This is a genomic window from Sphingopyxis sp. Soil_C_28 (assembly GCF_057657055.1).
The window spans coordinates 793498-808012 of sequence record NZ_JBDGJE010000003.1; the positions used below are offsets into that span (position 1 = coordinate 793498).

A 14515-nucleotide genomic window follows, 5' to 3' on the forward strand; every position below is an offset into this window, starting at 1 on the left:
ATCATGGCCACGTCACAGATCGTCTGGACCATCTTGCCCTATGGCGCCACCGGCGCGCCGGGCGAACGCGGCACGCGCCGGCGCGTCAGCGTCGTCGTCTCGCCGCGGCTGACCCCCGAAAGCGCCGATGAGCAGATCCTCGGGAAATTTCCGGCGTTCGTGAAATGGCCCGATGTGCTGGGCGGCGCCAAATTCTCGGCGATCAGCGGCGGCAAGCAGATCGGGCTCGAACTGATTTCAAAGATCGACCCCGACCTCTGGCGCGAGTTCTTCACCGAAGACACGCCCGTCGCGGGCTTTCAATATAGGGACATGAGCGCCGTCAACCTGCGCAGCTATTCGGTTCGCAATATGCTCGGCTATGTGAAGCGCCATTATGGCAAACTCGCCGTGCAGGCCGCTTCGAACCATCCAAGCCTCCTGCCGTGGCGCGACGCGCATCCGGATCTCAAGAAGATGCTCAGCGATGCCGGGACGCGCACGACCGTGATCCCGTTCGGGCGCGATAAGGTCGAGGCGGCGCTGCCCGGCTTCGGGCGTTTCTTCGACGAAAGCTTCGAAGCGGTCATCGACCGGCAGGTGTTCGGGCCGAAGGGGATTTACCGCGGCGAGGTCCCCGGACCTGCGGCCAAGGATGAGGGCGGTCCGGCCTCGGCGGGACGGAAGACGCGCCGCACGATGAACCCCGACTGGTATAACCCGCGCCCCGGTGGACCGGATAGTCCGCTCGTCGCGCAGGCCGATGCGGCGCTGATGGACCAGTTCCGCTCGGCCGATGAATATAATCTCTATCAGGCCGACCGTTTCTATCGCCGCGAGCGCCCGAGCGATGCCGAACGCCGGATGCGCCGCCCGACATTCGAGAATATCGCGCCGCCGCCGACCGTGCCAGATTATGACTTCCACCGCATCGTCGCCTCGCTCGCCAATTATCCCGATCTGTTGCGGCGGCTTGGCCTGATCCTCGACTTCGTGTTCGACGATGAAAGCTGGCTCGAAGAACGCATTGCCGCAGCTCCCGACGGGTCGGCCGAAGGGCGGCTGCAACTGCGCGTCGACTGGCGCGAGGATCCGGGCGTAAGCGACGTGACGCCGCATACCGCCTTCGCCGCCGACAAGGAGCGTTTCGTTGCGCGGCCACGCGGCGAAGACAATGAGCGCGGGTTGCTGCGCCTGCAATATTCGGACGATAGCCATCGGGCGTCGAAAGGGCTGTTCGACATCTATCAGGTCGACCCCGACGGCGCGGCGCTGAAGACGGTCAATTTCACGCTGACGGCGCAGAATTTGGTGACCCGGCACCTCAGTCTGCGCCAGAAACATGGCGAAGTGACCTATACGACCGGGGATCGGCAGGGTGTTGCGGCGCTGCGCAGCGGCGGGCTGGGCATATCGCGCCACGGCCGCGCGGTGGATGTGGCGACAGCCGCGGCTGCGGCGACGGCAAAGAACGACGCGATCGCGAATGGCTCGGGAAACGATATCACTCTCTTTGCCGAGGATGTGCATCGGGGTTACCGGGTCGATGTCGCGCCCGTTCCCGATTTCAACGAGGCCGGGCCATGGCACACGCTCTGTGCCCGCGTCGGCGAATACCGGCTGATAAACAGCCGTGCGGCGATCGATCTCGCGCCCGACGAGGGTTATGTTTCGGGCGCGTCGACGACTTCGGGCGGACCCGACAGCAACGCGCCCGATGACCATTATCTGCATGAATCGATGTTCCGCTGGTCGGGCTGGAGCCTGTGCGCGCCGCGCCCCGGTCTCGCGATCAAGGCCGAGAAGGTCGAGGGCAGCGAGATTCAGGCCGAAGTGCCAAGCGCAGGGGGCGAGGTGGCGGAGAAGGGGAGCGGCCTTGTCGCCACCTTCAAGACACAGAAGGGCACGCTTCCGCGGCTGCGCTTTGGTCAGCTATACCGGTTCCGCGCGCGCATCGTCGATCTGGCGGGTAATAGCCTGACGGTCGACGACCCGACGCTCGGCAAGCTCGAACAGGCCAGCAACGCGGTCGGCTATTGGCGCTTCGAACCGATCGACCCGCCAGTGATCGTGCATCGCACGCGTGTTTCCGAAGGGGAATCGCTCGAACGGATGGTGATCCGGTCGAACCATGATGTTTCGGCGAAGGCGTATCTCGACACCCAGCCGTTCAAGGATGCCATCGCGCTGCCGCCGTCGCAGGACTTCGGTTATGGCGCGGTGAACGAGCGGCATCTGGTGCCGCCCAAATCCTCACAGCAGCAATGCGAAACGCATGGCCTGTTCGATCCGTGGTTCGGCGACTGGGAGAGGATCAAGGAAGGATATGCGATCGCCGCGCGCGAAGCCGGCACGCTCTATGACACCTTACCCGGCGCCGAGGTGGAACTCGTCACGCCCGCCATCCTCGATGGCGTTGCCACCACCGACAGCGTCCCGCCGGCGATGCCCGATGCGACCAACCCGGTCGGCGATCGGCTCGCCGGCGGCCAATATGTCATCCACGCCGAAAAGCAGGTCGCGACGCCCTGGCTGCCCGACGGCGCCGCGGGCGGGACGGCGATCCGCCCGGCGCCCGGACATGCGCTACCCGGCGTGACGGAGGAGAAGGAGCTTGGGCCGTCGTGCGTCATCCGCATGACGCCGTCGGAGCAGTTCGTCATCCTGATCCGCAACGGCGAAAAATGGCCCGACAGTACGGGCTGTCGCCTGATCCTTGCCGAACGCGAAGCCGCTATCACATCGCTGCCCTGCAACGAGGAATTCCCCGACGACGGCGCGCCGGTGTGGGACGAGGAGGCGCGCACGCTCACCTTCTTCGTACCCAAGGGGCGTGTCGTCCGCCTCGTCTATGCGAGTTTTGCCGATCCTGATTTCATCAAGGGCTTCGGTATCCCGCAATGGACCGACGCCGGGGCGAACCGCAATTTCGTTTATCGCACCGCGATGCTCGGTGCGAACTGGCTGATCACGCCGTTCCGCGATCTGGTGCTGGTTCATGCGACACAGGCGCCGGTATGCGAACCCGAGTTCGTCCTGATGACCCCGAACCGTCAATTGGGCTCGCACGACACGAAACTTTTTACTCGCGGCATCCGCCTCCACGGACCTTCAACGGGCAAATTCGAGATCGAGGCCGAGTGGAGCGAATGGGTCGATGACCTCGCCAGGCCCGGGCCCGAACGTGTCGTGCACAAGGGGCAGCTTGGCGAAATCAAGCTCGCCGAAAACCACCGCAACGAATTCCCGCTGCAACAGGCTGTGGCCGCACAGATGGTCGATCCGCAGGCACAGCGCGGCGACGTCCATGCGCTTGGCGACACGCGTTTCCGCCTCATCCGCTATCGCATCCGCGCGACGACGCGCTTCCGCGAATATCTGCCGCCGGCCGTCTATGCGCAGCGCGACGCGGTCACCCGGCTGGGGCCCGTCGCCATCGGCCGCGCGATGGCGCTGCCGCCCGAGGATGACGCGGGCGCGCCAGTGCTCGAGGATCAGAATGGCAGCGATCAGCAGTCGTTCGTTCCGGCGAGCGCGCCGCCGCGCGATCCGCGGGTCCTCTATGTCGTTCCGACCTTTCAGTGGCAGGCGGCGAACAACAACAGCGCCAAAAATCGCAGCGTGACGCGCTATGGCAATGGCCTGCGCGTCTGGCTCGACCGGCCGTGGTTTTCGTCGGGCGACGGGGAGCTGCTTGGCGTCGTGATCTTCAAGGACGGCGGACGCTTCACCGATATTCCCAACGCATATCAGCCGCTCGTGACGCAATGGGGTGTCGATCCCTTCTGGGACAGCAGCCTGCCGAAGACCCAGACGAAGGTCAGTGATTTCCCGTCGCGTGTGATCTCGGAACGGGTCCATCTTCAGGAAAAATCGGGGGACGCCGATCCGCAGGTCGAAATCGTCGGCCACCGCGTCCATTGGGATGAGGCGCGCAGCCTGTGGTACTGCGATATCGAGATCGAGCCGGGCACGACCTATACGCCCTTCGTCCGTCTCGCACTGGTGCGTTACCAGCCCAACGCCCTGTCCGAAGCGAAGATTTCGAAGGTGGTGCTGGCCGATTTCGCACAGCTCCTGCCGCGCCGCCGTGCGGTGGTGAAGCTGACAGGCAATCGTGTCGAGGCGACGCTGCGCGGTCCGAATCCGCGATCGGGTCCGATGCTATTTCCGGTCGACAGCGAATATCAGGATATTTCGATTATACCGGGTCCGCACGAAACCGGCCGCAATCGCGTCGAGCTGGTTCTGCAGACGCGCGATCCGTCGATCGACAGCGACCTGGCGTGGGAGGACAGCAGCATCCTTGCCAGCCATGTCGTCGGGGCCGAGGCCAAGGCATCCTCCAATGGACTCCTGCTCGAACCGATCGACCTTGGGGCCAGCGTGCGCGAACGGACCGCAATCCGGACGCGCATGGTCAAGGCGGTGCGGGAAGCCGCTGTAAAAACGTTCGACACCCGTTCCGGTGGAACCGTTCGGCTCGACCCGTCGATCGAACTCGAGCGCATTCCGGGCATCGATATTCCGACTTTCGAGCTCGATCCGCCTTTCTGGGAGGCCAGTGTCACGCTGGCGCCGGCGGGCGACCGGCCGCGCCGGTTGATGCTTCGCGAGTTCGAGCGCTTCTATTCGGATCATATCCAGCCCCAGCAGGCGGCCGGGGCGACCCGCCAACGCCGGGTCATCGAGGAACGTCTGGTCTTCGCCGATATTATCGCGCTTTAGGCGCCTTGAAACGGTCGATGGGCGCGACGCTTGTTCCGCCACTTATTATTATGATACCTCTGCATCAGGAATCCGAATTTTCTGTGCCGACGCGGTCCAAATAAGCCGCGCGGTATCGACTGCCTGAACCTTCCCGTGGGCCTCCGCGCCCATTGGCAACAGAACAGAAACGGACGAGCGATGCAGACTCCAGAAGAATATGAGCTGTCGCGGCGCGGCGTGCTCGTGGGCGGCGCAGCGTCGGTTGCGACGGTGACGCTTGTTCCCATTGGAACAGCGGCGACGGCGGCCAGCCCCGCCGCCAAGGCTCCGCCGACGGCAAAAGTGGCTTTCGAAGTAAACGGAACGGCGCGCGAACTCGAACTCGACACACGGACCTCGTTGCTCGACGCGCTGCGCGAACATCTGCAACTGACCGGGACGAAGAAGGGGTGCGACCACGGCCAGTGCGGCGCGTGCACCGTCATCGTCGACGGCCGGCGGATCAACAGCTGCCTGACCTTGGCGGTGATGCACGACGGCGACAAGATCACAACGATCGAAGGCCTCGGTACGCCCGACAAGATGCATGCGATGCAGGATGCCTTCGTGACGCACGACGGCTTCCAATGCGGTTATTGCACACCGGGACAGATATGTTCGGCGGTCGCGGTTCTCGACGAGATCAAGGCCGGTATCCCGAGCCATGTCACCGCCGACCTCGGCGCTGCGCCATCGGTGACCAAGGTTGAACTGCGCGAGCGGATGAGCGGCAATATCTGCCGCTGCGGCGCCTATTCGAACATCATCGACGCGATCACCGATGTTGCGGGAGTGAAGGCATGAAAAGCTTCACCTATGAACGCGTCGATAGCGCTGCCGCCGCGACGGCGGCCTTTGCGCGGATGCCCGGCGCGCGCTTCATCGCGGGGGGCACCAATCTGCTCGACCTGATGAAGCTCGAGATCGAGACGCCCCAGCATCTGATCGACGTCAGCCGCGTCGCACTCGACAAGATCGAGCCGACGGCGGAAGGCGGGCTCCGCATCGGCGCGATGGTCCGCAACACCGATCTGGCGAGCGATACGCGGGTGCGGCGTGACTATGGTCTGCTGACCCGCGCGCTGGTCGCCGGCGCGTCGGGACAGCTCCGCAACAAGGCAACGACGGCGGGCAATCTGCTTCAGCGGACACGCTGTCCCTATTTTTACGACACCAACCAGCCATGTAACAAGCGCAAGCCCGGCAGCGGCTGCGCCGCGATCGGCGGCTTCAATCGGCTGCATGCGGTGGTCGGCGCGAGCGATGCGTGTATCGCGACGCACCCCAGCGACATGGCGGTGGCGATGCGCGCGCTCGATGCCGCGATCGAGACGGTCGACGCATCGGGCAAAGTGCGCGCGATATCCATCGCCGATTTCTATCGGGCGCCTGGCAAGACCCCGCATCTGGAGACGGTTCTGGCACCGGGTGAGTTGATCACGGCGGTCACATTGCCGAAGCCCGTCGGCGGCACGCATATCTATCACAAGGTTCGCGACCGCGCCTCCTATGCCTTTGCGCTGATTTCGGTCGGCGTGATCGTTCAGCGCGACGGAAGCGGACGCGTTGCGCTTGGCGGGGTCGGCTACAAGCCGTGGCGCGTCGAGGCGGCTGAGGCGGCGCTGCCGCGCGGTGCCAAGCCGGTCGCCGACGGATTGCTCGCGGGCGCCAGGACCACGCACGAAAACGCCTATAAGCTGCCCCTTGTCGAGCGCACGCTCGCCGGGGTGCTGGCACAAGCGAAGGGCTGAGCCATGAAATTCGACACGCCCGCAACGACCAACCCGATCGATCAGATGAAGATCATCGGCAAACCCACCAACCGCATCGAAGGCCCGCTCAAGACGACGGGCACCGCGCCTTATGCCTATGAACGGCATGATGTCGCGGCGAACCAGGCCTATGGTTATGTCGTCGGGTCGGCGATCGCCAAGGGGCGGATCGCCTCGATCAACCTCGACGAAGCCAAAGCGGCGCCGGGCGTCATCGCGGTGGTCACTGCGGACAATGCCGGCAAGCTGGCGAAAGGCGATTTCAACACCGCCAAATTGCTCGGCGGCCCCGCGATCGACCATTATCATCAGGCGATCGCGCTCGTCGTCGCCGACAGCTTCGAACAGGCGCGCGCCGCGGCTTCGCTGGTCCGCGTCGAATATGCCCGTAGCAAGGGTGCTTATGATCTTGCCGCCGCGATCGATACCGCGATCAAACCGAAAGCGTCCTTCGGCACCGAGCCCGATACCAGCGTTGGCGATTTTGCCACCGCTTTCGCCGCTGCGCCCGTTCAGCTCGATGCGCGCTATACGACCCCTGACCACAGCCACGCGATGATGGAACCCCATGCGACGATCGCCGCGTGGGAGGGTGACAAGCTGACGGTGTGGACGTCGAACCAGATGATCGCCTGGTCGGTCGGCGACATGGCCAAAACGCTGGGCATCCCAAAGGAGAATATCCGCTTCGACTCGCCGTATATCGGCGGCGGTTTTGGCGGGAAACTGTTCAATCGAGCCGATGTGCTGCTGGCCGCGCTGGGTGCAAAGGCGGCGAAGCGCCCGGTCAAGGTGGCGTTGCCCCGCCCGCTGATGATCAACAACACGACGCACCGCCCGGCGACGATCCAGCGCGTTCGCCTTGGCGCGACCGCGGATGGCAAGCTGACTGCGGTCGGGCATGAAAGCTGGTCGGGCGACTTGCCCGGCGGCGGCCCCGAAACCGCAGTGGCGCAGACGCGCCTGCTCTATGCCGGGGAAAATCGCATGACCGCGATGCGTTTGGCCGTTCTCGATCTGCCCGAAGGCAATGCGATGCGCGCGCCCGGCGAAGCGCCGGGATTGATGGCGCTCGAAATTGCGGTCGACGAGCTGGCCGAAAAGCTGGGCATGGATCCGATCGCATTGCGTGTGCTGAACGACACGCAGGTCGACCCCGAAAAGCCGAGCCGACCCTTTTCGCAGCGCCAGCTCAACAAGTGCATGGAGACGGGCGCGGAGAAATTCGGCTGGGCGAAGCGCAGTCCGAAGCCGGGCGTGACGCGCGACGGGCGCTGGCTGGTCGGGATGGGGATGGCCGCCGCCTTTCGCAACAACCTCAACGGTGCGTCGGCGGCGCGCGTTCGCCTTGCCAAATCGGGGATCGTGACGGTCGAGACCGACATGACCGACATCGGCACCGGCAGCTATACGATCATCGCGCAGACCGCCGCTGAAATGATGGGCGTGCCGCTCGACAAGGTCGTCGTGAAGCTCGGCGATTCCGCCTTTCCGGTGTCGGCGGGTTCGGGCGGTCAGTGGGGCGCGAACAGCTCGACCGCGGGCGTCTATGCCGCCTGCGTCAAGCTACGCGAGGCGGTTGTGCAAAAGCTGGGCCTGACGTCCGACGCGGTCTTTGCAGGCGGCAAGGTCAAATCGGGGCGGCGCAGCGTTGCGCTGGGCGAGGCCGCGGCCGACGGCGAACTCGTTGCCGAAGACAATATGGAATATGGCGACCTGGCCGAGAAATTTCAGCAATCGACCTTTGGTGCGCATTTCGTCGAGGTCGGCGTCGACGCGATGACGGGCGAGATTCGCGTCCGCCGGATGCTTGCGGTGTGCGCTGCGGGGCGTATCATCAACCCCAAGGCGGCACGCAGCCAGGTGATCGGCGCGATGACGATGGGCGCGGGCGCGGCGCTGATGGAAGAACTCGCGGTCGACAAGCGCTTCGGCTTTTTCGTCAATCACGATCTCGCGGGTTATGAAGTCCCGGTTCACGCCGACATTCCGCATCAGGACGTCATCTTCCTCGACGAAGCCGATCCGACGACCTCGCCGATGAAGGCGAAGGGCGTTGGCGAACTCGGTATTTGCGGCGTGGCGGCGGCGGTCGCCAACGCGGTCTATAATGCGACGGGTGCGCGCATGCGTAACTATCCGATCACGCTCGACAAGCTGCTGGACAAGCTGCCGGACATGGTGTGATCGCCGGAGTGAGGGCGACGGTTCAGCCCGGAATATCACCCGGCCGGTCGATGTCCGCCAGTTCGTTGGCACCGGCATGGACGAGTGCGGCGTCGGCCAGCAGGGCCTTGCCTCCGCGGTCGCCTTCGCCGCCGCGCAGGGTTTCGAACAGCGAGCGCGCAAACAACGCGGGCGGCATCGCCGCTTCGCCGTTTGTCGAGGCGACGATCGGTGCGTTCGTGACATCGAAACGATCGATCAGGTTGTGCAGATGGCCGGCGCTGACGAAGGGCATGTCGGCGAGACAGATCAGCGCCGCCGCTTCCGGGCCCGCCGCCGCCGCGGTGATGCCGCACGACAGGGATTGGGAGAGCCCGCGTTCGGGGTGCGGATTGGCGACAATCTCGAAACCCAGTTCCGCTAGCGCCCGTGCGAGCATGCCATGGTCATCGGGGCAGATTGCGATCCGGCGCCCCGGCGCCAGCTCGACGATGCGCTGCGCCGCATGCAAAGCCAGCGGTGCGCCATCGAGCGGCGCCAGCAGCTTGTCATCGGCGCCGAACCGCCGCGATGTGCCCGCGGCGAGCAGGATGGCGGCGATGTTCGTGGCGTCGATCATGACTCTCATCCTTTCGGCGGCCGTTTGCGCGTTCGTCACTTTCAAAGCAAATTACGCATGATAGCAACGACGCCGGCTGACATATTGCGCTTTGCCCTCGACCGGAGCCGGGAGGGCGTCCGAACAATCCTTGTCACCCTGACCGCGATCGAAGGATCGTCGCCGCGGGCCGTCGGCGCGCAGATGGCGGTGGCCGATGACGGTCGCTATGTCGGTTCCTTCTCCGGCGGATGCATCGAAGCCGCCGTCGTCGCCGAGGCCATGGCCGCGCTATCCGACGGGCGTGCCAGGCTGGTGCGGTTCGGCGCCGGGTCGCCCTATCTCGATATCCGGCTCCCCTGCGGCGGCGGGATCGACCTGCTGTTCAATCCCTCGCCCGATCCGCAGGCTATCGCGGAGGCATTGTCGCGGCATGATCGCCGCGAGCCGGCCGTCTTGCGGCTGGCGGACGACGGCGTGTTTGCGGAAAGCGCCACCGATCAGGGCGAGCTTCCGGGCTGGCGCGATGGCAGCTTCCGGCTCTGCTATCTGCCGACGCTTCGAGTCGTCGCGATGGGGCAGGGCGAAGAACTTACGGCGCTGGCGCGGCTGGCAGCGAGTTTTGGGGCTGACGTCAGCGTGCTTTCGCCCGAAGAGCGCGCGTTGGCGGATCTGGACGCCGCGGGCTTTGACACGGTGCCGCTGACCGCACGCACGATCCTGCCGCTGGTGAGCACCGATCCGTGGACCGCGATCATTTCAGTGTTTCACGATCGCGACTGGGAGGAGGAGTTGCTGCCCCGCGCGCTGCGTCTTCCCTGCTTTTACATCGGGGCGATCGGAAGCCGCCGAACGCAGGCTATCCGCCTCGACGCCTTGCGCGACGCCGGGGTGCCGGAGGATTTTCGCCGCAAGCTCCGGACGTCGGTGGGTCTCATTCCCGCAACGCGCGACCCGGCAACGCTGGCGCTCTCGGCGCTGTCGCAGATCGTGCAGGACTATCACCGCATTGGCAGCAGGTCGGTGGGGCAACGCGACGAACCTTCGCCGGAGCAGGGCGGTTACGCAATAAGCGGCGTCGCCATGGATCAAGGGCTTTAGTCCGGGCCCGGTGCCGCCTGATATCTGGGGTCGAGGTTCGTCGCGCGGCGTTCATCGAGGTCGGCGCGCCGCGTGTCGCCCTGTTTCCGAAGAATAAGGCTGCGATTATAATATGCGCGCGCCGACTGCGGTGCATGCTGGATGGCCCGGTCGAGATCGGCGATGGCGCGTGCGCTCTCGCCCTGACGATCGTATGTGAGGCCGCGGTTGAGGTAGGCGACGGACAGGTTCGGCGCGACGGCGATCGCCTGATCGAATGCGACGATCGCCTCATCCAGATCGCCCTCCCACGCATGTTTCAGCCCGTCGGAAAGATGGGTGTCGGCCTGCAACCGGACGTCCTTCGCCCCCTTGTTCGCCAGCCGCCTGCATTGGGATAGTTTCTGGCTCGGGTCATTGACCGTGCAGGCGTTCCAATCGCCCCGCCTTGGAGGGGTGCGTGGGGAGATGCGCGTGCCGGTGACGACGACGTCATTGCCCTCGGATCGCTCGTCCGACGAAAACACGGAGATAGGGGTCGCGGACTCCATAGCGGGGAGCGCGGCCAACCGTCCCTGAACGACGATGGGTTCGGATTGCTCGGCTTTTGCCGCCGGGGCCGTGGTTTCCGCCTGCGCGAGTTCGACCCGTTTCGTCACCGGCGGGCTGGCTGCCGAACGCGGCGGGCCCTCGTTCGCATCGGCTGGCCCGGCGTCGCGGGTCGGGGGCTCGGTCGCCAGAGTGGAAATGGGCGCCTTCGCGTCGCGCGGCACGGCGATCTGTTCGTCGGCGGCAGGCAGGTGAGGGCCAAGGGCCGTCCAGGCAACCGGCAGGCTGATCGCGGCGACCAGCGCGGCGGTGGCGAGCAGCCCGGCCTGCGGATGGCGAAGGGCCTTCCACCAAGGCGCCTTTTGCTGTCGGGGTCGGGCTGGCGGCGCCGCTGCCCCGTCGAAGCGCGCGAGCGCTTCGACGATCGCCATTTCGCGCCGCTTCGGCGCAGGGGGCGGTGCATCGGGCATAAACGCCTTGAGGTCGTCGTCGCCTGTCATCGCCGTCCTCTAACCGTCCGGAGGCGCCGGCACGATGTCGAACTATGTCGAGATGGCAGACGCGAGGGAAGGGGCATGAGCATTGTCTTGCCTTATACGCAGAATTGGGCGGCGGTCGAATATCTCGATTGAGGCTGGAATGTGCAAGCGATGCGGCGGCGCTAAACTGGCAACGCCGCCGCACCATCGTCACCGCTGCAATCGGGCGATCGATCCGGCCGTCTTGGCGGCGCGGACCATCTGGACCAGTTCCATGCGATATCCAAAATCGTCGGCGCCGCGCGCTGCGCCGACGATCTGCAGCACATCGTCATAAGTCATCGATCCGCTATATTTTCCGCCGCGGAGCAGTTCGGCGAACGCTGCGACTCCCGTCGCGAACCGTGCATCCTGCGGCGCGTCGGCGAAGCGCGCGAATTCGACGCGGCGGTCGATCGGGGTCGATATCAGCTGGCTGCGGTCCGATTTCGGCAATTTGTAACGGATCTTCACAAAGCCATATTCGCTCGCCCCTGCCACGACAGGGCGCGGCGCGGGCTTGGTATAGCGCAGGTCGCCTATCGTGCGCGGCCCGCCGACCGGGACGATCTCGTACAGCGCTGTGACCGTCTGGCCCGAACCGACATCGCCCGCATCGACCTTGTCATTGTCGAAATCGTCGCGGTTCAGCATGCGCGTTTCATAGCCGATCAGCCGATATTCGGCGACGGTAGCCGGGTTGAACTCGACCTGGATTTTTACATCCTTCGCGATCGGGAACAAGGTCGAGGTCGCTTCGTCGACCAGCGTTTTTCGCGCTTCGCCGAGCGTGTCGATATAGGCCGCCGCGCCATTGCCGTTCTGCGCGAGCGTCTGCATCAGCGCGTCGTTGTAATTGCCCATGCCAAAGCCGAGCACTGAAAGGAAAATCCCTTTGCCGCGCTCGCGCTCGATATAGCCTTTCAGCTCGTTCTGGTCGGTGATGCCGACGTTGAAATCGCCATCGGTGGCAAGGACGACGCGATTGACGCCATTCGGGTCGAGATTGCGCTGCGCCAGCGCATAGGCTTGGCGGATGCCCTCGGCTCCTGCCGTGCTCCCCCCCGCGCCGAGCTGGTCGATCACCGCCAGAATCTTGTCCTTCTGGCTCGCCGACGTCGGCTCAAGCGCCGTACCGGCACTGCCTGCATAGGTCACGATCGCCACGCTATCGTTGCGATCGAGTTGGTCGAGGAGAAGGCCCAGCGATTTCTTGACGAGCGACAGCTTGTTCTCGGAATTCATCGATCCCGAGGTGTCGATCAGGAAGACGAGGTTCGCGCGCGGGCGCGTTGCGCGCTCGATGGCATAGCCCTTGATGCCGATACGCACGAGTTTGCGTCCTGCGGTGAACGGGCTGGGGAAGACCGCAACATTCGAGGTGAAGGGCTGTTGCGCGCTGCGCGGCGCAGCATAATCATAGGGGAAATAATTGATCAGTTCCTCGGTCCGCACCGCCGCCGGCTGGGGCAGACTATTGCTGTTCAGCGACGCGCGAACAAAGGAATAGGATGCGGTGTCGACATCGATCGAAAAGGTCGACACCGGCTCGTCGCGCGCGATCTTGAATATATTTTCCGCGGTCGAGGTGAATTTGTCGCGGCCGACATCCTGATAATAAGATGCCGTCGGATCGGCGCGGCGCGGCGCGATAATGGTCCCCGACACGACCGCCGAGCGGGTCTGTGGTGCCGCCGGGCCGATCCGTTCGGAGCTGACGACCGAAATCGGCATCGCGCTCTCCATGAGAGGGAGATTCACTCTTTGGGCCGTGACGATGATCTCCGAAGCATCCTCGTTGAGCTCGGCCTTCGGTGCGACGGCCTCCGACGAGGGTGATGCAATGTCGGCGTCGTTCGATTGCGAGCAGGCGGTGACGAGCGTGATCGACAGCCCGGCAGTTAGCATCAGATGGAAACGGGACATGACATGCCTCCCTGGCAACAGCGGCGCACAATCGCCCGCATATCACTGGGACGCCGGGGCGCCGGAAATCCTTGGCGGCCTGTCGAATTTTTTTTCCGAAGCCTTGCAATCAGTCGTGGGAGCCCGACTTTGCCGCAAGTTGGCGCCGGATTTCGTGCATTCGCCAGGACACCGTCGTCTCGGCGATCCCCAAGATTTGCGCGGCTTCGGCATGGGTAAGCTGCTGTCCCGCGATCAGCACCGCGGTTTCGCGCAGTTCGGGCTTCAACCGGGCGATCGCGCTCTCGATCCAGATTGCGTCGTAAAAATCGCGGCCGTCGGGGCCGCGCGCCAGCCCCGCCATGACGCTCAGGCGCCCGGTGAAACGCGTCAGCGCCGAGCGTCGCCGGTGAAAATCGCGGCAGGCGTTGAAGACGATGCTGCACAGCCATGTCGTGAATTTGGCATCGCCACGAAAGGCGGAGAGCTTTTCCGCGAGGATGCAGCAGACGTCCTGTGCGATATCGTCGGCATCGGTGCGCGATCCGGTCAATTGCCAGGCGAGGCCGTGGATGCGGTCATAATGGCGTCGCAACAGCGCGGCGAATGCGTCACGGTCACCGGCAACAGCCGCCGTGACGATATCCGCGTCTTCGGCGTCGGCCATGCGTCAGTATCCGTCGGCGGACAGAAGGTCGCTCACCGGCCCAATTGATCCCCCGCATCCTGCCATCGCGGCCGGTTGTGCCTCATTCGCCGCGCGAAGGCCATCGCTGACTTTGGTGGGAGGCCCCGCGGCCAGATCGCAGGCGTCGCGCTTGTCGATACGCGTCGGAGCGAATGGCGAGGAAGCTTGCGGGCAGGCACGCCGCGATATCGGACGGGACGAGCTGCGTCGAGGTTACTTGCCGCGAAAAGATTCCTGTCATATAATTAGTATACTAAGTAAAAAGGCAGATGCGAAGGGATGGCGATGCAGGGCGTTTGTGCGAGACAATTTTGGCGTGCCGCCACCCCCCGGACACGCGTCGCATGACCGATTTGTCAGCCTTGCTTTCGCTGTTCATGGCCCGCGTTTCTGGTGGTGGCGCGTTGTCGGGCCTTGTGCGCTTGTCTGGCGGTGCGAACATGGAGAGCTGGGCGTTTGATTGGGCTGGCGGGGCCTATGTGCTGCGGCGTGCGCCGTCGGCGGCGTATAT

Annotated in this window: 9 protein-coding genes; 5 read left to right on the forward strand and 4 right to left on the reverse strand. The window is 64.7% G+C overall.

The window, feature by feature from the left end; translation table 11 throughout:
* Positions 1-3: 3 nt before the first annotated feature.
* From AC3A43_RS17170 to paoC, 4 genes are all read left to right on the forward strand, one after another.
* Entirely contained in the window at positions 4-4707 is a 4704-nt protein-coding gene (locus AC3A43_RS17170; RefSeq protein ID WP_487793752.1) for a hypothetical protein, read from the forward strand.
* Between the two features lie 180 nt (positions 4708-4887).
* Positions 4888-5532 carry an aldehyde dehydrogenase iron-sulfur subunit PaoA gene (paoA, locus tag AC3A43_RS17175; RefSeq protein ID WP_487793753.1) on the forward strand — a complete coding sequence of 215 codons (645 nt, stop codon included), beginning with the start codon at positions 4888-4890 and terminating at the stop codon, positions 5530-5532.
* Positions 5529-6479 (forward strand): FAD binding domain-containing protein, encoded by a 951-nt coding sequence (locus tag AC3A43_RS17180; RefSeq protein ID WP_487793754.1) that lies wholly within the window; start codon positions 5529-5531, stop codon positions 6477-6479. The genes paoA and AC3A43_RS17180 overlap by 4 nt, the downstream gene beginning before the upstream one ends.
* Before the next feature lie 3 nt (positions 6480-6482).
* Positions 6483-8687: an aldehyde oxidoreductase molybdenum-binding subunit PaoC gene (gene paoC / locus AC3A43_RS17185; RefSeq protein WP_487793755.1), complete on the forward strand. Its 2205-nt coding sequence runs from the start codon at positions 6483-6485 to the stop codon at positions 8685-8687.
* A 22-nt stretch (positions 8688-8709) separates the two neighbouring features.
* On the opposite strand, the gene AC3A43_RS17190 is transcribed toward paoC, so the two are convergent.
* On the reverse strand, positions 8710-9285 hold the full coding sequence (locus AC3A43_RS17190; RefSeq protein ID WP_487793756.1) for a nucleotidyltransferase family protein: 576 nt from the start codon (positions 9283-9285) through the stop codon (positions 8710-8712).
* Between the two features lie 57 nt (positions 9286-9342).
* Between AC3A43_RS17190 and AC3A43_RS17195 the strand changes: the two genes are divergently transcribed.
* A complete protein-coding gene (locus tag AC3A43_RS17195; RefSeq protein WP_487793757.1) occupies positions 9343-10365 on the forward strand; it encodes an XdhC family protein in 1023 nt (340 codons plus the stop codon).
* Here AC3A43_RS17195 and AC3A43_RS17200 read toward each other — a convergent pair.
* From AC3A43_RS17200 to AC3A43_RS17210, 3 genes are all read right to left on the reverse strand, one after another.
* Positions 10362-11393 (reverse strand): tetratricopeptide repeat protein, encoded by a 1032-nt coding sequence (locus tag AC3A43_RS17200; RefSeq protein WP_487793758.1) that lies wholly within the window; start codon positions 11391-11393, stop codon positions 10362-10364. The genes AC3A43_RS17195 and AC3A43_RS17200 overlap by 4 nt on opposite strands.
* A 189-nt stretch (positions 11394-11582) precedes the next feature.
* Complete coding sequence (locus AC3A43_RS17205; RefSeq protein ID WP_487793759.1) at positions 11583-13337, reverse strand: vWA domain-containing protein; 1755 nt, start codon at positions 13335-13337, stop codon at positions 11583-11585.
* A gap of 109 nt (positions 13338-13446) precedes the next feature.
* Positions 13447-13983 carry an RNA polymerase sigma factor gene (locus AC3A43_RS17210; protein ID WP_487793760.1) on the reverse strand — a complete coding sequence of 179 codons (537 nt, stop codon included), beginning with the start codon at positions 13981-13983 and terminating at the stop codon, positions 13447-13449.
* Positions 13984-14515: the final 532 nt, after the last annotated feature.

Bases quoted from the DNA above. Each gene is read 5' to 3' on its own strand.
- AC3A43_RS17195 (WP_487793757.1), top strand. From the start codon at position 9,343: ATGATAGCAACGACGCCGGCTGACATATTGCGCTTTGCCCTCGACCGG.
- AC3A43_RS17210 (WP_487793760.1), bottom strand. From the start codon at position 13,983: ATGGCCGACGCCGAAGACGCGGATATCGTCACGGCGGCTGTTGCCGGT.
- paoA (WP_487793753.1), top strand. From the start codon at position 4,888: ATGCAGACTCCAGAAGAATATGAGCTGTCGCGGCGCGGCGTGCTCGTG.
- AC3A43_RS17200 (WP_487793758.1), bottom strand. From the start codon at position 11,393: ATGACAGGCGACGACGACCTCAAGGCGTTTATGCCCGATGCACCGCCC.
- AC3A43_RS17180 (WP_487793754.1), top strand. From the start codon at position 5,529: ATGAAAAGCTTCACCTATGAACGCGTCGATAGCGCTGCCGCCGCGACG.
- AC3A43_RS17170 (WP_487793752.1), top strand. From the start codon at position 4: ATGGCCACGTCACAGATCGTCTGGACCATCTTGCCCTATGGCGCCACC.
- AC3A43_RS17205 (WP_487793759.1), bottom strand. From the start codon at position 13,337: ATGTCCCGTTTCCATCTGATGCTAACTGCCGGGCTGTCGATCACGCTC.
- paoC (WP_487793755.1), top strand. From the start codon at position 6,483: ATGAAATTCGACACGCCCGCAACGACCAACCCGATCGATCAGATGAAG.
- AC3A43_RS17190 (WP_487793756.1), bottom strand. From the start codon at position 9,285: ATGATCGACGCCACGAACATCGCCGCCATCCTGCTCGCCGCGGGCACA.